General features: G+C 37.9%; 22 protein-coding genes. 6 read left to right on the top strand and 16 right to left on the bottom strand.

Going from position 1 to position 26,993, the window contains the following annotated elements; all coding sequences use genetic code 11:
* Nucleotides 1–74 precede the first annotated feature (74 nt).
* From LUD75_RS05850 to LUD75_RS05820, 7 genes are all read right to left on the bottom strand, one after another.
* Nucleotides 75–1,046: an ROK family protein gene (locus LUD75_RS05850; protein ID WP_232704723.1), complete on the bottom strand. Its 972-nt coding sequence runs from the start codon at nt 1,044–1,046 to the stop codon at nt 75–77.
* 75 nt (nt 1,047–1,121) lie between these two features.
* Nucleotides 1,122–3,704: a TonB-dependent receptor gene (locus LUD75_RS05845; protein WP_232704722.1), complete on the bottom strand. Its 2,583-nt coding sequence runs from the start codon at nt 3,702–3,704 to the stop codon at nt 1,122–1,124.
* Nucleotides 3,705–3,812: 108 nt separating this feature from the next.
* Nucleotides 3,813–5,018, bottom strand: a complete 1,206-nt coding sequence (locus LUD75_RS05840; protein ID WP_232704721.1) for a PepSY-associated TM helix domain-containing protein — start codon at nt 5,016–5,018, stop codon at nt 3,813–3,815.
* A 41-nt stretch (nt 5,019–5,059) separates the two neighbouring features.
* Entirely contained in the window at nt 5,060–7,231 is a 2,172-nt protein-coding gene (locus LUD75_RS05835) for a TonB-dependent receptor (protein WP_232704720.1), read from the bottom strand.
* Nucleotides 7,232–7,373: 142 nt separating this feature from the next.
* A complete protein-coding gene (gene secA, locus LUD75_RS05830) occupies nt 7,374–10,445 on the bottom strand; it encodes a preprotein translocase subunit SecA (protein WP_232704719.1) in 3,072 nt (1,023 codons plus the stop codon).
* A 102-nt stretch (nt 10,446–10,547) separates the two neighbouring features.
* Complete coding sequence (locus tag LUD75_RS05825) at nt 10,548–10,769, bottom strand: DUF2795 domain-containing protein (protein WP_027382805.1); 222 nt, start codon at nt 10,767–10,769, stop codon at nt 10,548–10,550.
* 121 nt (nt 10,770–10,890) lie between these two features.
* Complete coding sequence (locus tag LUD75_RS05820; RefSeq protein ID WP_232704718.1) at nt 10,891–11,919, bottom strand: GDP-mannose 4,6-dehydratase; 1,029 nt, start codon at nt 11,917–11,919, stop codon at nt 10,891–10,893.
* Between the two features lie 125 nt (nt 11,920–12,044).
* Between LUD75_RS05820 and LUD75_RS05815 the strand changes: the two genes are divergently transcribed.
* Nucleotides 12,045–12,836, top strand: a complete 792-nt coding sequence (locus LUD75_RS05815; RefSeq protein WP_232704717.1) for a DUF2797 domain-containing protein — start codon at nt 12,045–12,047, stop codon at nt 12,834–12,836.
* 213 nt (nt 12,837–13,049) lie between these two features.
* Entirely contained in the window at nt 13,050–15,059 is a 2,010-nt protein-coding gene (locus tag LUD75_RS05810) for a hypothetical protein (RefSeq protein ID WP_232704716.1), read from the top strand.
* Nucleotides 15,060–15,116: 57 nt separating this feature from the next.
* Here the strand turns inward: LUD75_RS05810 and LUD75_RS05805 are convergent, their stop codons facing one another.
* The 4 genes from LUD75_RS05805 to LUD75_RS05790 form a co-directional block, all read right to left on the bottom strand.
* Nucleotides 15,117–15,461: a hypothetical protein gene (locus LUD75_RS05805; protein WP_232704715.1), complete on the bottom strand. Its 345-nt coding sequence runs from the start codon at nt 15,459–15,461 to the stop codon at nt 15,117–15,119.
* A gap of 142 nt (nt 15,462–15,603) precedes the next feature.
* Nucleotides 15,604–15,867 (bottom strand): hypothetical protein, encoded by a 264-nt coding sequence (locus LUD75_RS05800; RefSeq protein ID WP_232704714.1) that lies wholly within the window; start codon nt 15,865–15,867, stop codon nt 15,604–15,606.
* A 97-nt stretch (nt 15,868–15,964) separates the two neighbouring features.
* Nucleotides 15,965–16,579 (bottom strand): hypothetical protein, encoded by a 615-nt coding sequence (locus tag LUD75_RS05795; RefSeq protein WP_232704713.1) that lies wholly within the window; start codon nt 16,577–16,579, stop codon nt 15,965–15,967.
* On the bottom strand, nt 16,576–16,914 hold the full coding sequence (locus LUD75_RS05790; RefSeq protein WP_232704712.1) for a hypothetical protein: 339 nt from the start codon (nt 16,912–16,914) through the stop codon (nt 16,576–16,578). Before LUD75_RS05790 ends, LUD75_RS05795 begins: the two co-directional genes overlap by 4 nt.
* A gap of 162 nt (nt 16,915–17,076) precedes the next feature.
* Here LUD75_RS05790 and mfd point away from each other — a divergent pair, with 162 nt between their 5' ends.
* The 4 genes from mfd (at nt 17,077) to pth (ending at nt 22,922) form a co-directional block, all read left to right on the top strand.
* The gene (mfd, locus tag LUD75_RS05785) at nt 17,077–20,427 is read left to right on the top strand and encodes a transcription-repair coupling factor (protein WP_232704711.1); all 3,351 of its coding nucleotides are present in this window, start codon (nt 17,077–17,079) and stop codon (nt 20,425–20,427) included.
* On the top strand, nt 20,427–21,413 hold the full coding sequence (locus LUD75_RS05780) for a hypothetical protein (RefSeq protein WP_232704710.1): 987 nt from the start codon (nt 20,427–20,429) through the stop codon (nt 21,411–21,413). Before mfd ends, LUD75_RS05780 begins: the two co-directional genes overlap by 1 nt.
* Before the next feature lie 72 nt (nt 21,414–21,485).
* The gene (locus tag LUD75_RS05775) at nt 21,486–22,346 is read left to right on the top strand and encodes a hypothetical protein (RefSeq protein ID WP_232704709.1); all 861 of its coding nucleotides are present in this window, start codon (nt 21,486–21,488) and stop codon (nt 22,344–22,346) included.
* 12 nt (nt 22,347–22,358) lie between these two features.
* Nucleotides 22,359–22,922, top strand: coding sequence for an aminoacyl-tRNA hydrolase (gene pth / locus LUD75_RS05770; protein WP_232704708.1), 564 nt, complete (start codon nt 22,359–22,361; stop codon nt 22,920–22,922).
* Between the two features lies 1 nt (nt 22,923).
* Here the strand turns inward: pth and LUD75_RS05765 are convergent, their stop codons facing one another.
* The 5 genes from LUD75_RS05765 to LUD75_RS05745 all read right to left on the bottom strand — a co-directional run bounded on the left by LUD75_RS05765 (nt 22,924) and on the right by LUD75_RS05745 (nt 26,854).
* Nucleotides 22,924–23,208 (bottom strand): hypothetical protein, encoded by a 285-nt coding sequence (locus LUD75_RS05765; protein WP_232704707.1) that lies wholly within the window; start codon nt 23,206–23,208, stop codon nt 22,924–22,926.
* Nucleotides 23,209–23,324: 116 nt separating this feature from the next.
* Entirely contained in the window at nt 23,325–23,960 is a 636-nt protein-coding gene (locus LUD75_RS05760; RefSeq protein WP_232704706.1) for a carbonic anhydrase, read from the bottom strand.
* Between the two features lie 111 nt (nt 23,961–24,071).
* Nucleotides 24,072–25,667, bottom strand: a complete 1,596-nt coding sequence (locus tag LUD75_RS05755) for a SulP family inorganic anion transporter (RefSeq protein WP_232704705.1) — start codon at nt 25,665–25,667, stop codon at nt 24,072–24,074.
* A gap of 209 nt (nt 25,668–25,876) precedes the next feature.
* Complete coding sequence (locus LUD75_RS05750; RefSeq protein WP_232704704.1) at nt 25,877–26,170, bottom strand: hypothetical protein; 294 nt, start codon at nt 26,168–26,170, stop codon at nt 25,877–25,879.
* Nucleotides 26,171–26,179: 9 nt separating this feature from the next.
* Entirely contained in the window at nt 26,180–26,854 is a 675-nt protein-coding gene (locus tag LUD75_RS05745; protein WP_232704703.1) for a carbonic anhydrase, read from the bottom strand.
* Nucleotides 26,855–26,993 lie beyond the last annotated feature (139 nt).

The following is a 26,993-nucleotide window of genomic DNA, read 5'->3' as shown; positions in this document are numbered from 1 at the left end:
TTTGATTTTCCTGGTTCTTAACAGCAAATATTATTCCTATTAAAAAACAGCGTCAAAGGATTTCTCTATGTCAATTATTTATTTTCCCAAACGAGAGCACTTGCGCCAAGAATGGCAGCATCTGCTTCGTCCAGTTCACTGAAAACCAATTTTACTTTTGATCTGAAAATTGGTAACAGGTTTCTTTCCATATGTAATTTGGTAGGCTTCAGCAGGAAATCTCCGGCTTTAATAACACCACCAAACAATAAAATTGCTTCCGGTGAGGAGAACATCACGAAGTTAGCCAAAGCTTCTCCCAATTTCTGTCCTGTGTATCTGAAAACTTCAATTGCTGTAGGATCGCCTGCCAAAGCACATTCGTGAACCGTTTTAGAATTGATATTTTCTTCAGGATATTGATTCAGCATAGAATCCGGAAACTCAGCACGGAATTTCTTTGCTGTAATGGCAATTCCGGTTGCAGATGCGTAAGCCTCAAGACTGCCTTCGGAACCTGTGCTCCAATGCTTTCTTCCGCCTGGTTTTACAACCGTGTGACCCAATTCTCCTGCAAATCCATCGTGACCGTAGATCAGGCTTCCGCTGGCAACGATGCCGCTTCCAACACCTGTTCCAAGTGTGATCATAATGAAATCCTTCATTCCTCTTGCAGCACCAAACATCATCTCTCCAAGTGCAGCTGCATTGGCATCATTCGTCATTTTGCACGGAACACCGAATTTCTCCGTCATCAATTTGGCGAAAGGAACTACTCCTTTCCAGGGAAGGTTGGGTGCCAATTCTATCGTTCCTGTGTAATAATTTGCATTGGGAGCGCCAACGCCAATTCCGTCCAGTGTCGTATGTTCTGCAGCTTTATCGATTAGGGGTTTGATGTTGGTATAAAGAGCATCAATGAAATCTTCTACCTGCTTGTATTCTTCAGTTTTAATACTACCTTTTGCGAGGATCTCTCCACGGTGATTCACCAATCCGAATTTGGTGTTGGTTCCGCCAATATCTATACCTATGGCGATTTGTCTGGATAAATCAATTAATGACATCTATCGAATTTTTAAGACCCCTAATTTAGAAAAAAGGAATTTAATATTCAGAAAATATTGATTTAATTTTAAATTTTAGAAATTATATTTAATCGTAATGCCATAAGTACGTGGATCGCCTAAAACTGCCGCATAATGTCCTGCATTTCCTGCGCCAGGAAGCAATTGCTCAAAATAATTCCGGTTTAAGATGTTCCTAACCCAAAGATAAGTCGTAACACCTTGTCTTACACGAAATCCAAATCTGGAATTAAATAAAGCATAACCCGGAATATTCAGAAACTGCGATGGCGTAGGACTCGATGAAAAAGTTGATCGGTAGTAACTGTCAAGAGCGAAAAAATAATCGCCGTTATAATTAAGGAATTTCCCCGAAAAATTAATTTCGCCGCCTGTAGAACCTGCCCATTTTGAAACGCCCGGCAAAACGCCACCAGAAATATCTACGAAAGTTGGTCCTCCCGTATTTTCCAATGCCGGCGGCGCATTGGTGAATTTTTTATAAATCGCTTCTGTATAAGCCAAATTCGAATAGAAATATAAATTGTTGAAAGTGTACGAAAGATCAGTCTCAATACCTCGGACTCTTACTTTTTCTGCGTTGGCAAGATAACCTCTGTTGATTTGAAGATCTGCTGCCTGAACTTGCACTTGATAATCTTTAATGCTTGAATTATAAAAAGTTAAGTTAAAGATAAAATTTTTGAAAGGCTGAGATTTCAAGCCTAATTCGTAATGCAGAATCCTTTCTGGTTTAATGACAGCAAGATCAGTCAATGCATTTCCATTTGTGTCAGTAGGAAGGCCGCCAAGATTTAGTCCGACTGGTTTGAATCCTGTTGAAAAAGTTCCGAAAAGGTTGTAATTTTTTGTCGGTTTAAAAGCTAAAGTAAGTTGTCCTGAAAAGTTCGTGTCATCAATTGATGCGTTGAATTCCTGATTGCTGTAAACGGAATTCTTCAAAGCAAGCAAAGCTGGGTCACTGGTTTGCAAACCGCCGTAAGTGATTCTTTTGAAATCAATCTCTTTCTTATCATAATTAATTCTGATTCCTGGCAACAAACTTAATTGATCCGTAAAACTCCAATCCAACTGTCCGTAAGCCGCACCACTGAAGGAATTGAGACTTGGGTAAGATTTGATACCGTAACCTTCCAATAATCCAGGCGTTTTCCATTGGTTAATTACGGTTTGATTTGTTGATGCAAGAGAAAACCGCCATTGGTCTTTTCCTGCTTCTTCGATTTGTCCGTCTTTATCAGCTCTCAGTCTTTGCCATATTCCGAATACGCCGAAAACACCACTCAGTTTTTCATTGAAATTTCCCGACCAACGGATCTCCTGGCTCCATTGCTGATGCTTGCTTGGCGCCTGAGATTTTGCCAATGCCGAAAGTCCTGTGAAATCTCGGTCATTTGAAGGATTCCAGTTCCAGAAACGCCACGCAGAGGTGGAAACTATTTTTCCTTTGCCTAAAGTATATTCTGCATTTAATGATAATCCACCCATATCCTGCTCAGCTTTCCAGGGCGTGTCTGTATCAACAGTTCTGTTGAAAGGATCGATTGCGGGAAGTGTGTAACCAAGGTCTGAAATGATATTTCCAAATTGTCTGTAAGCTGCTCTTTTCGTGGTCACAACGCCGGCGATTACTTGTGCATAACCGTTTGCTCTTAATCTGTTATAATCTCCGGTTAGGATGAATTTCAGATTTTCATTCGGTTTATATAAGAGTTGATCTCGGATTGCGATGGAATTAATGTCATTAAGATCCTGACTTGTTCTTGAATTATAAATTGTTCCATCACGATGCGTTCCTGATGCGGAAAAACGGTTGGCAAATTTATCCGAAATAGCACCAGTGACAGAAGTTTTTGCCTGAATAAAACCGTAATTACCAAAACTAATTTCAGCCGTCCCACCAGTTGTGAAACTTGGCTGTTTTGTCGTGACATTGAAAGTTCCTGCCGTTGTATTTTTACCAAATAAAGTTCCTTGCGGACCGCGTAAAACCTCAATCCTCTCGATATCAACAAAATCTAAAGTTGTAGCCGCTGGTCTTGCATAATAAACGCCATCAACGTAGAATCCAACGCCAGGATCCAAACCATCATTAGTCAAACCAAAAGTAGAACCTAATCCACGGATGCTGAGACTCGTATTTCTGGGTGTTGAACTATAGAACTGAACGGACGGAACGAGTTCTTTTAATCGATTAACATTGAAAGCCCCAGTTTCCTCCGCTTTTTTTCCTGAAATGACGTTAATCGGAATCGGAACTTGTTGCGCCGTTTCTTCACGTCGCCTTGCGGTAACGATGACTTCTGTGATTTCGACATCTTTTGGCAGAAGTTTGATGAATAAAGTATCGCCGGGATTTTCTTTGATTAAATATGTTCTTGTCTCAAAACCGTTTTTCTGAATTTTAATTTCGAAAGGGAGTTGACTGATATTACTTAAAGTAAAATTTCCATCCTGATCGGTTTGTAAAGATAAATTCTTATCAGATTTCGAAGAAATCTTTACCGCTGATATATTTTTATTATTAATGCTGTCCTGAATCTTTCCGTAAATGGAAGTCTGTGCAAATGAATGGACGAATGTGAAAGTAAAAAAGAGGAATGACCACTTTTTTAAGACGTTAGAATTTCTGCTCATAGTTTATTAAAATAGAGAGCAAAAGTATTAAACTTTATTATCATACTAAAATAGTATGAATTAAAATTAATATAAAACCTGGATGATTAAACTCAGGTTTTTAATCAATTATTTAATCTGTGTTTTCTTTCTTCGTCCCCACCAGATCATAAATCCAGTGATTGGCATTGATGCAATTATTAAACTGACAATGAATGCGATGATTTTTGTCGGCAAACCTAGAATCGCACCAACGTGGATATCATAATTGGCAGCTACAGTTTTTTCTCCGAAATTTTTGTCCTTCGGGTCGTGAGTGTGAAGCAGTTCGCCAGAGTTCTCATCAAATATCAAGCTGCTGCTTTTGTGATAAGAGTAGGAGAGGTGTTTTACATAGACTTCAAAATTTGGATGTTCGTGATCATCGATGTGCGGATGACCAAGATCCAGACTGAATCCGTAAGCGGTTGGATAAAGCTCCTTTACTTTGTCAGAGATTTTATCCAAAGTTCTGTCGGTTCTCATTTCGATTGGCGCTTTGGTCGTGATTTTTGAGAAATCGGGATAAGCTGTTTCGCCTCCGGAAAATACGACGTAGATCATTGCCTGAACAACAAAGAAGGCGTAGAACAATCCCGTAATTGTGAGAATCAAAGCGAAGATTGAAGAGTAGAATCCGAGGACGTTGTGAAGATCGTAATTTTTCCTTTTCCATTTGGTGGTATCTTTCCATTGGAATTTGAAACGTTGTTTTCTGGCTGCTTTATTTTTTGGCCACCAAAGTATGATTCCAGAAATCAGCATTATTAAGAAAATAACAACCGGAATCCCAACAACATAAGTTCCCCAATCCTGTTTTAAAAGAAAACTCCAGTGGATTGATTTCACGATGGCAAAGAATCCGTTTTTCTCATCATAAGTCTGCAAAACCTTGCCGTTGTAAGGATTGACGTAAGCGACTTTATAAATTGGAAATTCATCAAAATAATTCCATTGATCGGGCTGATGCTCGTACCAGTAGAATTGATAGGACATTGTTTTATCAATCGGGACATTCACCCAATGGATCGGATATTTCTCTTTGGTCTGCTGATCTACCAGCTTTTCCATTTGGCGGATTGGCAGGATTTGTTTTTGATCAATATTCTGCTCGTGGTGGTAGATGTATTCTTTTCTGGAGAAATTTTCTACCTCATCTTTGAAAACGAATAACGCGCCAGTGATCGCAATGATAAAGATTAACGTACCAATGGACAAGCCAAACCACAAATGTAGTTTGGCTGCCCATTTTTTGAAGAAACCAGGTTTCTTTTTATGATGATGTTTTTTCCTCATAAACATTGAAAAAGCTAAGCGCAAACTTAGCTTTTTTATTTTTAGAATTTGTAAGCGATACTTCCTAAAGCATTAATCAGAGTCTGTGGATTTGCTGTTGAATATCCAATCCAGTAATGTTCGTTTGTAAAGTTATCAACTTTTACTCCGATTCTGAACTTTTTAGTGTCGTAATAAGCATTAGCATTTAATACAAAAAAGCTATTCAAAGTGAAAGTGTCCTGTACGTTTGTGGCTGTATTAAACTGATTAAGCACCTTATTGTCGCTTGCATAATTACCTCCAATGCCAAATCCTAAACCTTTCAGACTTCCATCAATAAACTGATAACTTGCATTGAAATTAGCTAACCATTTTGATCCGGCTGTACTTGGTCTGAATCCTGTTGATTCATCTCTAGAATCATTGTAAGCAAGTCCTCCAATTAATGAGAATCCTTTTACTAAGTAAGCATTTACTTCAAGTTCAACACCTTTGCTGCGAATCTCTCCTGTTTGATTTTGAACAGCAAAATTCCCAACATATTCTGTAGTTACAAGATAATTTTTAGCTGTGATATCGTAGTAACTCACGGTAGCATTGATTTTTCCATTAATAAGATTGGTTTTAAAACCTCCCTCAAACTGATTGGCTCTTTCAGGATCTGACAGTGCCGTGTCTAAGGCTTTGTTGAATATGTAGTATCCATTGCTTTTGAAACTGTTCTGATAGTTTCCGAAAACTGAGAATTTGTCTTTTACAATTTCGTAAACCAATCCAGCTTTTGGAGACCACGCTGATTGATTATAAGGGTCAGTTGCGCTACCCGCGACATCGCCTCCTTTAAAATCATTGCTTTCGTAACGTAGTCCTACCACTAAGTTAAGACCAGTAACCGGAGTGAAAACGTTGGAGATATAACCGCTATATGTATTGAGATCTGAATTTATATCATAATTGCCGATATTCTCAGGATCACTATAAAGGTTGCCCATTGCAGTGCCGTTGAAGCCGGAATAGTCTGCTCCGTTCGCCGCTATAGCAGGAAAACCATTTTTAACGAGATAAATAAATCTAGATCTATCTTTCGTCTGCAAATAGTCAAAACCCGCAACAGTTCTGTTTCTCATTCCATTACCGAATGTGTAGTCGAAGTTGAAGTTCTGCTGCACCTGGAACCAAGATTTCTTACTGTCTTTTGTTCCTTGATCATATCTTTGAATCATCAATTGGTCTCCAGCAAAGCCTGCCGCAAAATAAGGTCCGAAACCATTTGAAAAACTGTGAGAGTTATTGATATTGGTTGAAGACTTGATGTTGTCATTAATTTCATAATTGATTTGTCCGAAAACATTATTGACTCTTGCTGTAGTGTACAATCCATCACCTAAATAAGATTGTTTGTAATCAAGACCTGCTTTTTCCAGATCTTTCATATTATCAATTTTATTAAGTCCTCCAGGAGAAAGATAGAAGAATAATTGCTCGCCGACTGCTCTGTTGTTGAACATTTCGTACTCAACGTTGAACTGTAATCTGTCAGAAGCGTTATAAGTCAATGAAGGCGTGAATGCAAAATATGAATTTTTCATGTCACTTTTCTGAAAAGTGCCAGAGTTTGTGTAGGCTGTATTAACTCTTAATAAAAGTTTTTTATCTTCAGTCAAAGGTGCATTGACATCAGCCTGAGCTCTGTAAGTGTTATAGCCACCGCCAGTAATGGTAACATTTCCTCCAAAAGTTCCGTAAGGTTTTTTTGTAACTCTATTGACCAAACCTCCGTAAGATGCTACGTTACTTCCATATAAAGTTCCTGAAGGACCTTTTAGTACTTCAAGTTTTTCAAGATTGATAGCATCTACTGTAGTTGTTACTGGGGCTACCAATCCATTTCTCATAGAACCGGAGGAAACGAAACCTCGCAAAATTACAAATGATCCGCCATCTCCAGCTCTGCTGGTAGCGTTCCACATTTTTTGTAATCCAGTAATGTTTCTATAAGCATCATCTATTGTATATATAAGTTGATTCTCAATCGCTCCGTAACTAATTGAAGATAGGACTTGAGGATCCTCAATAGCTTTTAAAGGCATTTTGTTAGAATAATCACTATCCTTTTTTACCAAAGCATCGATGATAACTTCTTCAATATTTTTTGAATTAACTGTATCTCTTTCCTGAGCATAAGTAAAAGCGGAAACCAAAACCACTGCACTTACAAGTACTTTCTTCATTGCTATAATAATTTTTTGCAAAGTTATTATTTTTACTTATTCTAAATTAACAAACTTTATGATTTTTGTCATTTTATTTAGAATTGATACAAACAAAAACCCGCTGATATTCAGCGGGTTTTAATTTTATATTGAAAATTCCTTATGCAGGAATCTCGCCTTTGTATAGGAATGAAACAATTTCTTTGTTCACTTTTTCAACCATTTCGCTAAATAGGTAGAAAGATTCTTGTTTGTAGATGACCAACGGATCTTTCTGCTCGTAAACGGCACCTTGGGAAGAACGACGTAGGTCATCCATTTCTCTCAGGTGTGTTTTCCAGTTTTCATCGATGATAGATAAAGAGATGTTCTTTTCAAAATCAGTGATCAATGATTCACATTTGGTTTCGTAAGCCTGTTGCAGGTCAGTTACAATCGTCATTGTTTTGATGCCATCTGTGAACGGAACCTGGATCATTTTGAACATTGAACCTTGGTTTAGGAACACATTCTCGATGATTGGATAAGCTTTTTCTTTTAGAAGATTTAATCTTAGATCGTAATCTTCTTTTGCCGCTTTGAAAACCAAATCTGTCAACGCAGGAATCTGAGTGCTTGAAAACTGAGATTCTGTCACAGGCGATTCCATAGTGAAATATTTAATGATATCGAATTCGAAATCTTTGTAGCTTCCGGTTGCTTTGGATTGAGAAACAATCGCTGCAGCTGTATCGTAAACCATATTCACGATGTCATACTTCAGGTGATCACCGAACAAGGCGTTCTTTCTACGTTTGTAGATCACGTCACGCTGTTTGTTCATCACATCATCGTACTCCAACAATCTTTTTCTAACCCCGAAGTTGTTTTCCTCAACTTTTTTCTGCGCTCTCTCAATAGACTTGGAAATCATAGAATGTTGAATCACTTCGCCATCTTTATGACCCATTCTGTCCATCATTTTCGCAATCCTTTCAGACCCGAAAAGACGCATCAAGTTGTCTTCAAGTGAAACATAAAACTGAGAACTTCCCGGATCTCCCTGACGTCCCGCTCTACCTCTCAACTGTCTGTCAACACGTCTTGAATCGTGTCTTTCAGTTCCGATGATCGCAAGACCACCGTTGGCTTTCACTTCGCCTTTCAGTTTGATATCCGTTCCTCTACCTGCCATATTGGTTGCTATGGTTACAACACCAGCGCCACCGGCTTCAGCCACGATCTCTGCTTCCTTCTTGTGAAGTTTCGCATTCAAAACGTTGTGAGGAATTTTTCTTAAGCTTAATGCTTTTGACAATAATTGAGAAATCTCTACTGAAGTTGTTCCAACCAAAATAGGTCTTCCGGCTTCAACTAATTTTTCGATTTCCTCGATTACTGCATTGTATTTTTCACGATTGGTTTTGAAAACCAAATCTTGTCTGTCATCTCTCTGGATTGGTCTGTTGGTAGGAATTACCACCACATCCAGTTTGTAAATCTGCCAGAATTCTCCGGCTTCTGTTTCCGCAGTTCCGGTCATTCCCGCAAGTTTGTTGTACATACGGAAGTAGTTCTGCAAAGTGACTGTCGCAAACGTTTGAGTCGCTGCTTCGATTTTTACATTTTCCTTAGCTTCAATCGCTTGGTGAAGTCCGTCAGAATAACGTCTGCCTTCCATAATACGGCCAGTTTGCTCGTCAACGATTTTCACTTCACCGTCAATTACCACATATTCATCATCTTTTTCGAATAATGTATAAGCTTTCAATAATTGATTTAAAGTATGGATTCTCTCAGATTTAATAGAGAAATCTCTGTATAATTCTTCTTTAGCAGCAAATTCTTCTTCTTTAGGAAGATTTTTCTTTTCTATTTCAGCAATCTCAGTTCCGATGTCTGTCAAAACGAAGAACTGTTGATCTTCATTACCGGCTGACATGTATTCAACACCTTTATCAGTCAAATCGATTTGATTATTTTTCTCATCGATTACGAAATAAAGATCTTTATCTACGATTGGCATATCACGGTTGTTATCAGCCATATACTGGCCTTCAATTTTTTGTAATAATGCACGGTTTCCGCTTTCTGACAAGAATTTAATCAACTGTCTGTTTTTCGGAAGACCTCTGTACGCTTGTAATAATTTGAAACCACCTTCTTTGGTTTTTCCGGCAGCAATTAATTTTTTTGCTTCATTAAAAAGAATTGAAACTGTTTTCTTCTGAACTTCAACTATTCTATCGATTGATGGTTTCAAAACATCATATTCCTGTCTGTCGCCTTGTGGAACAGGACCGGAAATGATCAATGGTGTTCTTGCATCATCCACTAACACAGAATCCACCTCATCTACAATGGCAAAGTTCAATTCTCCTTGAACCAATTCAGTTGGAGAAGTCACCATATTATCTCTCAAATAATCGAAACCAAATTCGTTGTTGGTTCCGTAAGTAATGCTTGCCTGGTAAGCTTTTCTTCTGGCGTCTGAGTTTGGCTGGTGAAGGTCGATACAATCGATGTTCATGCCGTGGAATTCGTACAATGGACCCATCCAAGCGGAGTCACGTTTTGCCAAATAGTCATTTACGGTTACCACGTGAACACCACGGCCAGGAAGTGCATTAAGATAGATTGGTAAGGTTCCAACTAATGTTTTCCCTTCTCCAGTTGCCATCTCAGCAATTTTTCCTTGGTGAAGCACAACACCACCGATAAACTGCGTGTCGTAATGAACCATATCCCAAACGACAGGCGTTCCTGCAGCGTCCCATTTGTTTTTCCAAACGGCAACGTCGCCTTCTAATACAACAAAATCTTTTGTTGCTGCCAATTCGCGGTCTCTGTCAGTCGCGGTAACACGGATTTCTCCGTTTTGCGCCAAACGTCTGGATGTTTCTTTTACTAAAGCAAATGCTTCCGGAAGAACTTCAGCTAATACTTTTTCTTCAACTTCGTATGACTCTTTTTTAAGACCTTCGATTTTTGTGAAAAGCGCTTCTTTCTCGTCAACGTTGGTAGAGTTTTTTATCTGCTCTTTAGTTTCTTCGATTTGGGTTGTAAACTTGGCAGTGGCAGTTTTCAATTTTTCTTTAAATTCTGCTGTTTTATCTCTCAGTCCATCATCAGTCAATGATTGGATTCCAGATTCTACTGTTTTGATTTTTGCGACAACTTTTTTTACTTCTTTAAGATCTTTTGCATTTTTGTCTCCCAAAAAACTTTTAAGAACGGTATTTAAAAAACTCATAATTTGCTATTTGCGGTTTGCAGTCAGCTTTTGGCTGATTGCGTTATTTTATTTAAAAGGAACAATTGGCAATTGGCAAAAAGCCAGGAGCCAAATGCTGTCTTAATATTCGTCTTCGTTCCAGAGGTAATCCTCGTCTGTAGGATAGTCGCTCCAGATTTCGTCAATCGCGTCATAGATCTCTCCTTCGTCCTCGATAGCCTGCAGGTTTTCTACAACTTCCATCGGTGCTCCGGTTCTGATTGCGTAATCGATTAATTCTGCCTTGGTCATCGGCCAAGGTGCATCGCTAAGGTAAGATGCTAATTCTAATGTCCAATACATAATTTAAATTTTTTGCAAAAGTAAAAAATTAGGTGATACTTTATACACTTTTCTACTGATTTTCAACAATATTTAAAAATTATTTTATTTAATATTTAATTTGGGTTGTGATCGTAGCGTATTACTGCGGATTTCCCAAAAACCATTCCACAAATTTTTTTATGCCATTTTGGAAGTTTGTGCTTGGCGCAAACCCTATCAAAGTCTTTGCTTTTGTAATGTCAGCGTTGGTCTTCTGGACATCGCCGGCCTGCATTGGCAGCATTTTTTTGATGGCTTTTTTGTCCATGGTAGTTTCTAAAACTGACAGCATTTTATTAAGTGTCACCACTTCACTTTCTCCAAGATTGATGATTTCATAAACTTTTTCATTGGTCTCCAGATATTTTATTGACTTCAAAACGCCATCAATAATATCATCAACAAAAGTGTAATCTCTAGCTGTGGAACCATCACCGTAGAAAGGGATTTCTTTATTTTCGGAAATCAGTTTCGTGAATTTGTGAATCGCCAGATCCGGTCTTTGTCTCGGTCCGTAAACGGTAAAAAATCTTAGCTGAATCATATCGATGTGATAAAGACTATGATAAACGTGACCGATAATTTCTCCGCATTTTTTTGTCGCTGCGTAAGGCGAAATAGGATTGTCCACATTATCAGTTTCAGCAAAAGGGATCTTCTCATTATTTCCATAAACGCTTGACGATGAAGCGCAAACGATTTTTTTAACTCCAAATTCTTTACAAAGTTCGTAAAGATTCTGAGTGCCACGGATATTCACTTCCTGATATTCCAAAGGCCTTTCAATAGACGGTCGAACGCCAGCCAACGCGGCTAAATGAATGACTAAGTCAACCTTATGATTACGGAAAATCTCTTCCAAGCCTTTCTTATCCCGAATATCTTGAAAATAAAATTGATAATAATCTGATTTTGTTTCAATTGATAATTTGTGAATATCGGTTTCCTTATCTGTAAAATTAAATTCTGACTTTGAACCTAAAGATTCGAGCGTATTTTTAATTTTAATTTTATAATCATAAAAACCATCGAAGTTGTCAATATTAATGACAGAATGTCCATTTTTCAAAAGTTGTTCTACCAAATGAGAACCGATAAAGCCACTTCCGCCAGTGATAAGATAATTCATAACATCAATTGTCTTGCGAAGATAAGAATTAAACAAAAACTGAACGATTCTTTTCATATTAAGATCATATCTTAAATTTAATTAATAATGTTTACTTTTAATCCCAATTTCAAATCCACGACAAAATGCAATTCTCCGGACAAATCCTGAAAATGATCTCTCAAAACGGAAAACCAATCCAATATTACCTGAACCTGAATGGCGATCTCATCAATATGAATCAGCTTTTTGGGAAAGAATTTCACATCAAACACGTTGGCTACGAATGTGTGAACTGTGGGAGCGACGAGAAGATCTACCGAATGGGATTCTGCAAAAAATGCTTCTTCGAAAGTCCATACGCAAGTGACACGATCATCCGTCCGGAACTTTCCACGGCGCATCTTGGCGTTGGCGAAAGAGATCTGGAGATTGAAAAACAGATTCAGCTGGTTCCGCATATCGTTTATTTGGCTTACACAGGCGATGTGAAAGTTGGCGTGACTAGAGAAGCGCAAATCCCGACAAGATGGATCGATCAAGGTGCAACGTTCGCCTTGCCGATTGCCATCACGGAAAACCGTTACGAAGCCGGAATGATAGAGGTGGAACTGAAAAAACACGTGGCCGATAAAACCAATCCTAAGAAAATGCTTCTGGATGATTACGAGGATACTTTAGATCTGATCGATTTCCGAAACAAGATCGCAGACTATTTTCCCAACGATTTCAAAAAATTTGCGGTGATTGAGGAGAATATCATCAAACTCGATTTTCCTTACGAAAAACCTGAGAAGATCAATGTTTTCACATTGGATAAAAAACCTGAATTCAATGGTGTTTTGAAAGGCATCAAAGGGCAGTATCTTGCTTTTGAAGGCGATGATTTCATCAATGTCCGCGGTCACGAAGGTTATGTGGTGGAGTTGACGGTTTAAAAATTTGAAATCACAAAAGGCACAAAAGTCTTTATTTTTTTAAGTTTATCACAAGTTAAAGGAAGACTGTTTTCAAGCTTTTGCTTTTTTGAACTTGTGGAGAATATTATTTTTAGATTTTCTTTTGTGACTTTTGTGGTTGAACATTCTTAAAAGAAAAAGGCATTTAAAGTTGGAACGGTTTTTAGTAATCAATTAGTTAGAAAAAATTAGATGAAAAAAACTTTAAAAGTTACCGGAATCGTTCTGGGAAGTATTTTGCTTCTCATCCTGATAGTGAACATCGGATTCACGCTTTGGCTCAAGTATCAGCTTCCGGATTACATCAAAAACAAAACACCTTACGCCATTACCTACAAAACTTTGAATGTCGAAATTCTCAGCGGAAGTATTTCGGCAGACGATATTTTGATAAAATCCAAAAATCCGAATGACAAAAAAGTCCTGGCGATTGATGGCTTTGTTGATGGGTTGAATGTCAGTAGATTGGGTATTGTTGATTTAATTAAAAATAAAAAAATCAATACCAATTCCATTAGATTGACGAATCCGCGTCTCAAAATCAGATTGGCGCAAAAGAAAACGAAAGATTCCGTAAAAGAACCAATGCCGTTTCTCATCCGAAATATTGACATCACCAAAGGAAACATCGACGTTATAAATCCGGATGACTCAAGGGCTTTCTCTGCGAAAAACCTCAGTCTCGAAATCAAGAATCTTAGCTTGAATGATAATCCGAACGAATTGCCGTTTGCGCTCGACAGTTACAAGATTACCGCGAGAGATTTCTTCGCCAAAATAAGTGATGTTTATACGATTAATTCTAGTGATGTTAAAACAAATAATGGCCAATTAGAAATCACTGATTTTGAGCTGAAATCGATTTTGGACTTTAAAGATTGGGAGAAAAGTTTTACAAAACAAAAAAGTCTTTTCAGTATCAAAAGCAAGAAAATTTCCTTCAATGATTTGGTTTTTGATAAGACGAAACTGAATCTGAAAAATGCGCAGTTCATCAATCCGGAATTCGTGATTCAAAATCGTGATGCCAAAATCATTAAGCCAAAAAATACAAAGAAAAACGGCATCGATTTGAATTTTGCCAATATTGATATTAAAAATGGAACCTTATCAATGCTGAAATCCAACGGCGAAAAGTCACTTTCATTAGCAAAATTTGATGCGAATGTAAAAGAATTTTTGATGGACGATGAAACTTCGAAGAACAAGTTGCCTTTCAAATTCAAAGATTATAAAATTGTAGGAAACACGTTCTTCTACGATTCCGGTAAATATTACAATCTCAGTTTGTCAAGATTCAATATGTCTTCGCAATCGATTGATTTGGTGAATTTTAAAATGATTCCAAAAATGTCGCGCGCCGAGTTTGTGAGAACAATTCCGATGGAAGATGACCAATTCAATATTTCAGCAAACAGGATTCAACTTTCTGGCTTGGATTGGACTTTTGAAAAAGAACTCGACCTTCATTTGAAATCCGCGAAACTTCACAATGTGGACGCCAATATTTTCCGAAGCAAAATCCCAAAAGACAATCCGAAAGAAAAGTTACTCTATTCCAAAGTTCTTAGAAATATAAAATTTCCTTTGGTTGTTGATAATCTTAATCTTATAGATTCAAAATTGGTTTATGAGGAAGATAAGCCAGACAACAATGGTCCTGGAAAAGTATTTTTCACAAATTTCAATTTGAATGTCAAAAACCTGAATTCAAACAAAAAGAAAGGCGCCAATACGAAGGTTCCGATTGTCATCAATTGCAATTTTATGGGCGTTTCTCCAATGAAGGTGAATTGGAACTTTGACACTTCGGACTTGCGAGACAACTTTACAATCGGTGGCTACATCAATGATTTGCCGGCAAATGACATCAATCCGTTCATCAAACCTTATATGAATATCACAGCGACTGGAACGATTACAAGTCTCAATTATAATTTCAAAGGTAACAATGATATTATGAATGGGAAATTCAAGATCACGCACAAAGATTTGAAGGTGGCTCTGATTGATAAAGAGACAAAGGAGAAAAAGAAATTCCTCTCTGGCGTTGCCAATCTGTTTGTGAAGAAGGATTCTCAGAAATTTCCGGAATCTGTGGACATCTATGTTGAAAGAAATAAGGAACGATCATTCTTCAATTTCTACTGGAAAGGTATTGAAGATGGTTTGAAAAAAACATTACTCATTATCAAAATTTAATCATAAAAAAACCTTGACTTGCAAAGCCAAGGTTTTTATGATTAATGAAGAAATTGATTAAAAATCGTATTCTTCCTTCTGTTCGTCTTCCTCTATTTTTTTCAGAAACTCATCAAATTCCGGCCCGCTGTAATTGCTGTTGGCGCCGTAAGAATCGATGATCATTGCTTTGTTACCATAGATGTCTTGCAAGAGGTACAGGGCTACATTATCAGCAGGATCACTTGCGCCTTCGAATCTGTAAGTACGGATGATTTTCAGATCTTCCGGTTTGTAAACAATGCCTTCATCCCGCAGCACAAATTTTTTGTCCTCATTCATTAGAATTTCTTTGGTAATTCCTTTTTGTCTTAGCTTTTCCATCACCTGAGAAAGGGTAAGCATTGGTTTCGGATTATTCATAACAATGGGTTTTCTGATTTATACAAATATGATTACAAATCATGAACCAAAAAATAAAAAGACTTTACAAATTTTGTAAAGTCTTAAAAAAATAAAAGTTATAAAAAATTAAATTATCCTTCTCTGCAAAGATTGAGATAAATTACTTGTTAACCTTGTAACGCTTATCTGGCGTTCCGTCCTTTTTCAGGGTTTTGGCGGCTTTGTATCGTTTGTCCGGCGTTCCGTCTTTTTTCATTTTTACGGTAGCTGCGGAAGCGGTTTTATCAATTTTTGCGTCGGCTTTTTTGGCCTGTGTCTCAGTTTTCTGAACTGTTTTTTTTGCGACAGTTGCAGCTGGTGTTGCCTGTGCTGTTGCCATTCCTACTCCAAAAGTAAGCAGCAATGTTGTCAATAGATTTTTCATGTCTGTGATGTTTTGGTTGAACAAATTTATAGTAATAATTGATTAAAAATGAGAAATATAAAACTTTAACCAGAAATTATAATAGCTTAAAATCTCCTTAAAAATTAAATCGGTAAGCTAGGCTGATGTTCAGTAATGCTGCTTTGGAATAATACTTTTCAATATCCGGATTTTGATTTCCGATTTTGGAATTGTAGAAATTGAGCTTTGCGCCAAGGACTACTTGCTGCACGCCTTCATTATCCAAAACGTAAATCGCTTTTCCTCCGAAATTGATTCCGCTGTTTCCTTCGCTGAATTTTCCGGAATTATCCAGATACGGACTTTTCATCCGATAGGTGCTGTAACCTAGGATTTCTTCTACAAAAAAATCTTCAGTGATCTTGTCCTTATGGAAAACATACCAGTCAAAATTATTCATAGAAGGTGAGCCAAGATAGCCATAAGTATCCCGATTTTTCACGTTGGCAAGGAAGTACGTGTATTCTACGCCCAAGCCAAAATTTTTGTAAAGATTGGCATTGAGTCCGATTCCGAAACCGTAGAAATAACCCAGATTATCGTGCAGGAAATTATCACCAAGAGCGGTCATCACTTTCACGTGCGGATCTACGGAAAACTTCACCTGCTCTGTCCAGCTTTGCTTTCTGCGCTGCGCCGAAAAAGAAATAGAAGTCATTACAATGAGAAAGAGAATCGATTTTTTTATCATTTCAAAGTGATGTCATTAAAGATAATATAAGTCACACCGTCCGGAATCTCTATGCTGAGCGAGTCTGAAGAGATTTTGCAACCCTGAGTTTCTGTAGAAAAAGATTTGATTTTGAAATTTTTCAGTTGCAGTTTGTAAGCGCCTTTTTCATAAGGTCCGGCCAGTACAAAACTCCCGCTTTCTTTGGGAAAGGTTTCAGCAATGATTTTTTTGTCAACTACAAGATGGATTGGGTTTTCCAAGAATTTACCATCCGTAAAAGTGAATCTTCCTTCCGCATAAGCCCGGAAGATATTGGCATCATCATCTTTGCACTGTGTCAAAAGAATTGACATCAGAGAGAGAATGGCTAGTATTTTGAATGAAAATTTCAAGTTTGAACAAGTTTATTATAATGTAAAATTAAAACTAAATTTTCTTAAAAATAGTATCTTTGTTCAGAATTACGATTCCGGGAACAAGCTCGGAATCGTTTTCCTGTTTACACATATTTCAGAATGGAATTAAAAAAAATCAATGAAAATCTGCTTCCTGATTTGCTCAAGAAAGAGTTTGGAAGTGAGGTTTTTTCACAATTAGATAGCAATCAACATATTTCTGTGAAAGGAAGTGCTGGTTCGGCGGTTTCTATTTTCACGGCAGAATTGTTTCTGGCGCACAAAAAGAATATTCTTTTCATTGTCGATGACAAGGAAGATGCGCTTTATGTGAACTCAGAAATGGAAGATCTGCTCGGGAAAGAAAACATACTCTATTTTCCAGCAACGCATTTGGAGCCTTATCAAGTTGAGAAAACGCAGAACGCCAATTTGGTTTTGAGAACGGAAGTCATCAATAAAATAAATTCCGGAAAATCTCCAAAAGTCATTGTAGCTTACGTTGGTGCGCTGTCCGAAAAAGTGTTGAAGAAAGAAGATTTCAAAGCGATTTCTCACCAGATAAAAGTCGGCGATCAGTTGAATTTTGATTTTGTGGATGAGTTGCTGAATCATTATCAATTCAACCAAACCGATTTTGTTTCCGAGCCTGGAGAATTCTCTGTTCGAGGTGGAATTGTAGATGTTTTTTCTTTCTCTAATGAAAAACCTTTCCGAATCACATTTTTTGGTAATGAGGTGGAAAGCATCAAAACTTTTGATATCGAATCTCAACTTTCATTGGACAAGATCACGGAATTCCAGTTGGTCTCCAATATGAATTTTTCGGTTTCCGGAAGCAAGGTTTCGTTCTTCGAATTGCTTTCTAATGACAGTTTGATCGTTTCGAAGAATCTATTTCTCGGCGTGAAGAAAGTCAAGGATTTTTATGAAAAATCGTTTGAGAAATTTGAAACATTAAGCAAAGAAATCAGTCATAGAAAGCCGGAAGAATTGTTTATTTCCGAAAATGAATTCAAGAATAAACTGATCAAGTTCAAAACCATCGATTTCAGTTCGCACAAATTTGAACTTCCGAAGATTAAAACGCTGGAACTTAACCAAACACAACAGCCAAGTTTCCACAAAAATTTTGAATTGTTGATCGATGACCTTCAGGAAAAACAAATTCTCGGTTTCGACACGTGGATTTCTTTCTCATCAGAAAAACAAAGAGAAAGATTGCAGTCGATCTTCGAAGAATTGGGACATCAGATCCCATTTAAAAGTTTCAGATCCGAACTTCATCAGGGTTTTGTGGATCTGGAACATAAACTTCTGGTTTACACGGACCATCAGATCTTCGACCGTTATCAACGTTACAAATCCAAGGACACGTTTGCGAAATCCGAACAGCTGACTTTGAAAGATCTGATGTCTTTGAAAGTGGGCGATTACATTGCGCACATCGATCACGGGATTGGGAAATTTATGGGTTTGGTGAAGGTCAATAACGATGGGAAAATCCAGGAATGTTTCAAACTGACCTATAAAAATGGCGACCTGCTTTATGTGAGTATTCATTCGCTTCATAAAATTTCAAAATACAATGGACCAGACGGAAAGGAAATTGTCCTCAGCAAACTCGGTTCACCAGCGTGGAAATCATTAAAACAAAAAACAAAAGCGAGGGTCAAGCAGATAGCATTTGACTTAATAAAACTTTATGCTCAGAGAAAAACGGCGAAAGGGTTCCAATATTCGCCTGATTCTTATCTTCAAAATGAGTTGGAAGCGAGTTTCCTTTACGAAGACACGCCGGATCAGGAGAAGGCAACCTTCGATGTCAAACGAGATATGGAAGATGAAGGCGTGATGGACCGTTTGATCTGTGGCGACGTAGGTTTTGGGAAAACGGAAATTGCGATTCGTGCGGCCTTCAAAGCGGCCACGGACAGCAAGCAAGTGGCGATTTTGGTTCCGACGACGATTCTGGCTTTCCAACATTACAGAAGTTTCAAAGAACGATTGAAGGATTTCCCGGTCAATATTTCTTATTTGAATAGATTCAGAACGGCGAAACAGAAATCCGAAACCTTAGCCGGATTGAAAGACGGAAAAGTGGACATCGTGATCGGAACACATCAATTGGCTTCGGAGAAAGTGAAGTTCAAGAATTTAGGTTTATTGATCATTGATGAAGAACATAAATTCGGCGTTTCGGTAAAAGATAAACTGAAGACGATGAAAACCAACGTCGATACATTGACGTTGACGGCGACACCAATTCCAAGGACTTTACAGTTTTCTTTGATGGCTGCACGAGATCTTTCGGTCATCAAAACACCACCACCAAACCGTCAGCCCGTTGATACGAGTATCATTGGTTTCAGTGAAGAAGTGATCCGTGATGCGGTTTCATATGAACTTCAGCGTGATGGACAGGTTTATTTCATTAATAATAGAATTGAAAACCTGAAAGATATTGCAGGATTGATCCAACGTTTGGTTCCGGATGCAAAAGTCGTGATCGGTCACGGACAGATGGAAGGGAAACAATTGGAGCAAAATGTCCTCGATTTTATGAATGGAAAATATGACGTTCTGGTCGCTACAACAATCATCGAAAGTGGAGTAGATGTCCCGAATGCGAATACAATTTTCATTAATGACGCTCATCGTTTCGGAATGGCGGATGTTCACCAGATGCGTGGACGAGTTGGGCGAAGCAATAGGAAAGCGTTTTGTTATCTCATTACGCCACCGTTTGATATGATGACTTCCGATGCGAGAAAACGTCTGGAAGCCATTGAGCAATTTTCGGATCTTGGAAGTGGATTCCAGATCGCGATGAAGGATCTGGAAATTCGTGGTGCGGGCGATTTGCTTGGAGCGGAACAAAGTGGTTTCATCAACGAAATGGGATTTGAAACGTATCAGAAAATGATGCAGGAAGCTTTGGAAGAGTTGAAAGATGATGAGGATTTTGAAAATCTTTTCGAGAATGAGGAAGACCGTCAGAAATTATTCAAATCGACAAAGGAAGTGAATATCGATACGGATCTGGAGTTGATGTTGCCAGATCATTATGTGAGTTCGACCGAGGAAAGATTATCATTATATCAGAAATTAGCTGAGATTAATAATGCAATCGACCTTGCAAACTTCGAAAATGAATTGAAAGACAGATTCGGGGAATTGCCAGATGAAGCTATCAATCTATTGAAATCTGTGGAGCTGAAATGGCTGGCGGCGGAAATTGGATTTGAAAAATTGGTCGTGAAAAACAAAGTGTTTCTCGGCTATTTCCCTGCGAATCCTCAGGACAAATTCTATCAAAGCGAAAAATTCAAAAAAATAATTGCCTACCTCACACAAAATCCGAAGGAAGCGACGTTAAAAGAAAAGAACAACCAGCTGATGATGCGGAAAGACAATGTGAAAAATGTGGATGAGGTGAATCTGGTTTTGAACAGGATTTTGAATCATTAATGAGCCATTATTTATTTCATATTAAGAAAATTATTCTGTTGTTATTTGTAATGACAGCTTCTTTTTGGGAAGCTCAGATTTTGAAATACCATTACGACAAAGAAATGACTTTTCTGAGTGAAGCTGATAGTTTGAGCGGCATTTCAGTAAGATTTAATTCTGAGGATCAGAGCGTTCCTGTCTATTCCATTGATTTTGATTCTGAGAAAAGATATATTAGAAATACGATTAATTTCTATTATTCGTACCGGAAAAACATGTACAAAATGGATGGCATTCTTTATAATAAAAAATATGCAGCGGCCAATGGATTCCGGACTTACAGCGCAGAATCGCCGGTCAGGACTTTCAAAAAAGCTACGGATACTTTGTACGGTTACAGGACTTTCAAAGATTTGGAAAAAAGAATTGCAACGGACAAAGATGGAACCAAAATAGAAATATTTGTAGCGAATCTAAAAGACCAAATCGATTATTCCGAACCGGCACTTTTCTATCTTTCCGAACATTATGGCATTTCGCCGGGTTTGGGCAAAGGAGAAATTGTAGTTTATGCGAATTATATCTTTAATAAAAATTCCAGTTCCGCCAGTTTTGTAAAACTGAAAGACATTAATGAAGATATTTATTTCAAAAAAGAACAGATCGAATATTTGATCGATGATAAATACAGGGATTTTTATAAAAAAGTAGAGACAGAAGAAATGCCGATGTACTGTTCCGTAACATCATTCGGTAAAGACGTAGATGAAAAAACAGGCGAGGAAATCAATGATCTTTTGGGAAATGTCTGCGAATATTTCACGCTTTGGCGGAACTACGAAACGAATGAACAATTCAAGAAGTATTACAATGCTGAAGTCAATAGAAGAGTTGAAATTTATAAGAAAAATGGAAATCTGAGCGAGAAGCAACTCAAAGTTTATATCGCAGAAGTGAACCAACTCAAAACTCAGAATTCGAAAGAAAATTTTGATTATCAGTAAACATTTACTGTCATCATTAGACATTTAAAAATTTGTTTTAAAAAACTAACTTTGCAAACAGAAAATCAAACAATGAAAAATATATCATATTATTTGTCGCTTATCTTTGGAATTTTGATGCTGTCGTCTTGTGATCCCAATCAGGATGCCAACGGCGATTTCCTGATCGGAGTGGATTATGACTCCAATAGCGGTACAAACGCAACGGTTAAAAATATTAAGAAAGTCACAACAGTAGATAGCAGTGGCGAGAAGGTGATTGCAACGTACAATTATTCAGGCACAAAGCTGACAGGTGTTACATCCGACGATAATTCTTTCAAATACACGGTTTTTTACACATCGGACCAAATCAGCAAAATAGATTACGAATCGGTGGACAGTACATCAGGAGAAAAAACTGTCAACAGTCAGGATTTGACTTATTCAGGAGGTAAGCTTGCTTCATCTACGGGCAGTTCCAAAGTTAATGGCGCTTTAATTTATCAATCTTCTACAACTTACAATTACAATGGTGATAAGATAAAAAATATCATCACAAAAGTAAAAGACGATAGCAATACAACTGAATTGTTTACCATTCAAACGGATTACACTTTTAATAGTAACAACGTTTCCGGAATGAAATATACAATTACAACAGCTCCCGGACCGGTAACGATAGATCCAATTGTAATTACAACTGCGTTCAGTGATTATGACAGTTTTAAAAATCCGCTTAATACTTTACCAATGGCTTTCAAGCTGGTGAGTTCTCACTTTGATCTTGAAAATAATGTCGCAAGCGGATTGTCTTCGAATAATGCCCAAACTATGAAAGTGACCAGTAACGTAGAATCCATAACTACTGATTTAAAATATGATTATCTAGATGGTTATCCCATTTTGGGAACCTCTACACACGGCACTGTAGCGTTTGAGTACGTAAAATAATTTTGTAAGGGAATGAAATATCTTATTGTCGGCATCGGGAACAAAGGGGAAGAGTATGCAGAAACGCGGCACAATATCGGTTTCAAAGTAGCCGAGAAAATCGCTGAAAAAATAGAAGCGCCTTTCAAATCTTCAAACTTCGGACTTTTGGCTGAGGGAAAATACAAAGGCAGAAAAGTCTTCGTTTTGAAACCGGATACTTACGTGAACCTTTCCGGAAATGCCGTGAAATTCTGGATGCAGAAAGAAAACATCCCGTTGGAAAACATTTTGATTATTACGGATGATTTGGCTTTGCCTTTTGGTTCTTTGAGGATGAAGATGAAAGGTTCAGACGCCGGTCACAATGGTTTGAAAAGTATCCAGTCTCAGCTGAACAGTCAAAATTATCCAAGATTAAGATTCGGGATTTCTGCAGAATTTTCAGAAGGAAAACAAGCCGATTACGTACTCGGAAAATGGAATGACGAGGAAAAAGAAAAACTCTCCGAAAGAATCGAAAAGTTTTCCCAGGCTGCTTTGTCATTTGTCTTCGCAGGCATTCAGAATACGATGACGGGTTTCAACGGGAAATAAATCAGTCAGCATCTGTCCTCCACGAACGAATCAGCGTACTGTCACTCTTTGAATAGAAAAATCTGGCTTCCGCTAGAGGAAAGTAATAATAAACATCCATAATTTCATTTCCGAAATATTTTGATTCGTCAGGTTTTCCTACGATATTTCTTGCGTCACCTATTTTCATATTTTCCTTGATTTGCTCAAACTTATAATTATGATTAAAGTCATAAACGTAGAATCCTACAAAAAATAGAATTGGAATACAGATCAAAATCAAAACAATTTTTCGGAATAATTTCATCTTTAATTTAACGGAATTTCTAAAGATTTCGCATAGTCAAATTATAAAATAAGTAAGCCGGATAAAATAAATTACCCGGCCTACGAACCTAATTAATTGTATGAAAAAAAGATGTTTTATATCCAAGTTACTACGCCGGTTTCCACGTCATAGTTAGCGCCAACGATTTTGATTTTGCCTTCGTCCTCAAGTTTCTTAAGGGTAGAACTCTGGCTGCGAATCTCATCCAGCGCATTTTTTACGTTACTTTGATTCAGTCTTTCCAACAGATCTTCATTTTTGGAAGAACGTTCCTCGCCGTCATTAATAATATCTTTGATGATGTGATCAAAATGACCAATCAAATGATTCAGATTATCCATTCCAAGACCTTCGATTGCTGCTGAGTCCAGGCCGCCTTTCAACGCGCCGCATTTTGTGTGACCTAGAACAACAACCAGTTTGGAACCTGCCACGTTGCAGCCAAATTCCATAGAACCAAGGATGTCCTGATTCACAAAATTACCTGCAATTCTCACACTGAAAATATCGCCCAGACCCTGATCGAAGATCAGTTCTGCAGACGTACGGCTGTCGATACAGCTCAAAATTACAGCAAACGGCCATTGTCCTGCACGCGTGTCATTTACCTGAGACAACAGATCTCTGTTAGCTTTGAGATTATTTACAAATCTCTGGTTTCCTTCTTTCAGGATATCAAGTGCTTTGTCAGGTGTAATGGTCGTTTGTGTTTCGAATGTATGTGCTTTCATATTTTTAAATTTAATAAAAGTGTTAATTGTTAAAATAATAATTTAAATGTTTGTCAATGTTTTTAGATTGATTTTAAAGCTATCAGCAAAAAGCCAATTGCTATCATCTAACTACATTGCCCTTTTGTGATTGACGATGACGTGCGAATCTTCATCACTAGCATAGTCTCTGTAAGAAGTTTTGAAGCCGATCAATTCTACTTCAATGTCTTCTTCTTTTGCTCTTACGTTGGCAAAATCCTGGATCATTTCCAGAACATCAGTCGTGATGTAAGAAGTGGTTTTTGCATCGATGATGACTTTAGAACCTGATTTTACATTTTTCAATGTTTTCTTGATGGCCGCTTTATTCAGGAATGACACTTCTTCTGCCAGCTTTATCGTGATCTCGTCTGCATCGTCCAGTGTTTCTTTGCTGAGGTAATAAGCCCTTTTCATATTCCCCTGAAGAATATAGAAAACTGAAATCAACAATCCGATTCCTACACCTTTCAAAAGATCTGTAAAAACTACTGCCAAAACTGTTGCTAAAAACGGAATGAACTGATATTTGCCATTGTGCCAGAAATGTTTGAAAGTCGCTGGTTTTGCCAGTTTGTATCCGACTAAAATCAATACTGCTGCCAATGTTGCCAATGGAATCAGATTTAGGATTACAGGAATTGATAAAACACAAATCAAAAGCAAAACCCCGTGGATGATGGCGGAAATCTTGGAAGTTGCACCAGCATTTGCGTTTGCTGAACTCCTTACCACAACAGACGTCATTGGCAGTCCACCGATGAATGAGCTGACGAGGTTTCCAATGCCCTGGGCTTTCAGTTCCAGATTTGTGTCCGTGATTCTTCTTCTAACATCCAGTCTGTCCGAAGCTTCAATACAAAGTAACGTCTCGATAGATGCTACAATTGCAATCGTTGCACCGGCGATCCAGACTTTGGGATTGGTAAATCCATTGAGATCAGGGAATGTGATCAGATTTTTGAAATCTTCCAGTGAACTTGGTGTTGGCAAAGTCACAAGATGTTTTTCAGAAATTGCTAATGAGCTTCCTGACATTTTGAAAAATTCATTCAACAAAATCCCTGCGATCACCGCAACCAGTGCACCTGGCAAAAGTTTTAATCTTTTTAGAATGGTAACGTGATCCCAAGCCAATAAAATAGCTACGGAAACCAAAGTGATAATGATTGCTCCGGGTGTGATTGCCGCACCTAATTCTGCAAAATAACCGAAATTCAGACCTTTGTCAAAAATAGATTCGTGGCCTTCATAATCGCTGTCAAAACCTAAGGCGTGGGGAATCTGTTTCAGGATAATGATAATTCCAATCCCGGCAAGCATCCCTTCGATCACGTTGTTCGGGAAATAATTGGAAATACTTCCGGCGCGGACAAATCCTAAAATCAACTGGAGAATTCCCGCAATGATTCCGGCACAAAGAAATAACTCGAATGCCCCAAGATCCGTAATCGCAACCAGAACAATAGCTGTCAAACCAGCAGCCGGACCGGAAACGGAAATGTTGGAATTGCTAATGCATCCGACAACAATACCACCCACAATCCCGGCAATAATTCCGGACAATGGCGGCGCTCCAGATGCTAACGCGATTCCCAGACAAAGTGGCAATGCCACAAGAAATACGACAAGACCGGAAGGAAAATTCTCTTTGATCCCTCCAATCAAAGATTTTGATTTTTGCATAGTAATATAGCAGAAGTCATTGATAATTAGCTGGCAGCAATTGGCTTTTTGCTAATTTTTGAATTGAGAACCCTGAAATTTAATTTATAACAGGTTCTCAATTAATATCAATTATTCTAAAAAAATGTTGATTGACTTAATACAGAATAAGGTTTACTGTCAATTGAAACAGCAAACAGGATTACGTTTATTGAAAAACGAAATAGGGATTAAGCTTCCGGAGGTGGAGAAAAAATGCTGAGGTAAGGGGAAAAGTAGATATTGGATTCCCAATTTGGTGCAATTGTTTTCTGAGGAACAGCTTCCTGGAATTTCAGAAAATCGTGAATGTCCAGCGTTTTAGGAATGGTCTTTTCGTAGAGTGCAAAAGCGTTGGAATGCGTTTCCTCCTCGTTCACTATAACATTGGTTCTCGGTAATTCCCAACCGAACATTGCGGCCATCCCTGGAAGAACCGTAAAGTTGAGAAAAATCGTTAATGTTATAATGCTCCAAAATTTCATAAAAAGAAATTAGCTGATATTTTTGTTTTTTTTGCTCATCACCCAATCAGAGTCTGTCAGGTTGTAGATTTTCTGGATGTCTTTCAAGATTTTTTCAAAATCGATCTCCAGATCTATAATTTTCCCCGTTCTGAGGTCGAAAACCCAACCGTGAACGATAGGATATTCTTCTAAAATATAACGTTCCTGCACGCAGGCCATTTTGATGACGTTGATGCATTGCTCCTGAACATTCAGTTCCACAAGGCGGTCGTACTTCTTTTCTTCGTCAATGGAATCCAATTCTTCCTGATGAAGTCTGTAAACATCTCTTATGTTTCTCAGCCACGGATTCAGAAGTCCAAGATCCTGAGACGTCATTGCCGCTTTTACACCGCCACAATTGTAATGTCCGCAAACGATGATGTGTTTCACTTTCAGATGTTCCACTGCATATTGGATGACCGCAGTCGAACTCATATCCAAAGTGTTGACCACGTTGGCGATATTTCGGTGTACAAACACTTCGCCTGGCCCTACGCCCATCAGCTCTTCTGCCGTTGCGCGGCTGTCGGAGCATCCTATGTAAAGATAATCCGGGTGCTGGGTTTTAGCAAGGTCGTGGAAATAGTTGGGGTTATCTGCCAATTTTCCTTCAACCCATTTTTTATTGTTTTCGAAAATACCTTCGTACGAGTTTGTCATCACAATAAAGTTTGCTGTTATTCATTATTTGATTCGCTGTCGTTGATTTTAAAAACTAATAGACTAAATCAATAATAACACAAAAATATACTTTAAAAATTTAAAATGCCAAGTTTTTAACAAAGTTTAATATTGAAGT

The organism is Epilithonimonas sp. JDS, assembly GCF_021261315.1.
GTDB lineage: Bacteria > Bacteroidota > Bacteroidia > Flavobacteriales > Weeksellaceae > Epilithonimonas.
This window is presented reverse-complemented; position numbering and strand designations above follow the sequence as displayed.

What these genes read in the sequence shown, in the direction of transcription:
- LUD75_RS05850 (WP_232704723.1), bottom strand. Translation starts at nt 1,046, where the DNA reads ATGTCATTAATTGATTTATCCAGACAAATCGCCATAGGTATAGATATT.
- LUD75_RS05845 (WP_232704722.1), bottom strand. Translation starts at nt 3,704, where the DNA reads ATGAGCAGAAATTCTAACGTCTTAAAAAAGTGGTCATTCCTCTTTTTT.
- LUD75_RS05840 (WP_232704721.1), bottom strand. Translation starts at nt 5,018, where the DNA reads ATGAGGAAAAAACATCATCATAAAAAGAAACCTGGTTTCTTCAAAAAA.
- LUD75_RS05835 (WP_232704720.1), bottom strand. Translation starts at nt 7,231, where the DNA reads ATGAAGAAAGTACTTGTAAGTGCAGTGGTTTTGGTTTCCGCTTTTACT.
- secA (WP_232704719.1), bottom strand. Translation starts at nt 10,445, where the DNA reads ATGAGTTTTTTAAATACCGTTCTTAAAAGTTTTTTGGGAGACAAAAAT.
- LUD75_RS05825 (WP_027382805.1), bottom strand. Translation starts at nt 10,769, where the DNA reads ATGTATTGGACATTAGAATTAGCATCTTACCTTAGCGATGCACCTTGG.
- LUD75_RS05820 (WP_232704718.1), bottom strand. Translation starts at nt 11,919, where the DNA reads ATGAATTATCTTATCACTGGCGGAAGTGGCTTTATCGGTTCTCATTTG.
- LUD75_RS05815 (WP_232704717.1), top strand. Translation starts at nt 12,045, where the DNA reads ATGCAATTCTCCGGACAAATCCTGAAAATGATCTCTCAAAACGGAAAA.
- LUD75_RS05810 (WP_232704716.1), top strand. Translation starts at nt 13,050, where the DNA reads ATGAAAAAAACTTTAAAAGTTACCGGAATCGTTCTGGGAAGTATTTTG.
- LUD75_RS05805 (WP_232704715.1), bottom strand. Translation starts at nt 15,461, where the DNA reads ATGAATAATCCGAAACCAATGCTTACCCTTTCTCAGGTGATGGAAAAG.
- LUD75_RS05800 (WP_232704714.1), bottom strand. Translation starts at nt 15,867, where the DNA reads ATGAAAAATCTATTGACAACATTGCTGCTTACTTTTGGAGTAGGAATG.
- LUD75_RS05795 (WP_232704713.1), bottom strand. Translation starts at nt 16,579, where the DNA reads ATGATAAAAAAATCGATTCTCTTTCTCATTGTAATGACTTCTATTTCT.
- LUD75_RS05790 (WP_232704712.1), bottom strand. Translation starts at nt 16,914, where the DNA reads ATGTCAATTCTTTTGACACAGTGCAAAGATGATGATGCCAATATCTTC.
- mfd (WP_232704711.1), top strand. Translation starts at nt 17,077, where the DNA reads ATGGAATTAAAAAAAATCAATGAAAATCTGCTTCCTGATTTGCTCAAG.
- LUD75_RS05780 (WP_232704710.1), top strand. Translation starts at nt 20,427, where the DNA reads ATGAGCCATTATTTATTTCATATTAAGAAAATTATTCTGTTGTTATTT.
- LUD75_RS05775 (WP_232704709.1), top strand. Translation starts at nt 21,486, where the DNA reads ATGAAAAATATATCATATTATTTGTCGCTTATCTTTGGAATTTTGATG.
- pth (WP_232704708.1), top strand. Translation starts at nt 22,359, where the DNA reads ATGAAATATCTTATTGTCGGCATCGGGAACAAAGGGGAAGAGTATGCA.
- LUD75_RS05765 (WP_232704707.1), bottom strand. Translation starts at nt 23,208, where the DNA reads ATGAAATTATTCCGAAAAATTGTTTTGATTTTGATCTGTATTCCAATT.
- LUD75_RS05760 (WP_232704706.1), bottom strand. Translation starts at nt 23,960, where the DNA reads ATGAAAGCACATACATTCGAAACACAAACGACCATTACACCTGACAAA.
- LUD75_RS05755 (WP_232704705.1), bottom strand. Translation starts at nt 25,667, where the DNA reads ATGCAAAAATCAAAATCTTTGATTGGAGGGATCAAAGAGAATTTTCCT.
- LUD75_RS05750 (WP_232704704.1), bottom strand. Translation starts at nt 26,170, where the DNA reads ATGAAATTTTGGAGCATTATAACATTAACGATTTTTCTCAACTTTACG.
- LUD75_RS05745 (WP_232704703.1), bottom strand. Translation starts at nt 26,854, where the DNA reads ATGACAAACTCGTACGAAGGTATTTTCGAAAACAATAAAAAATGGGTT.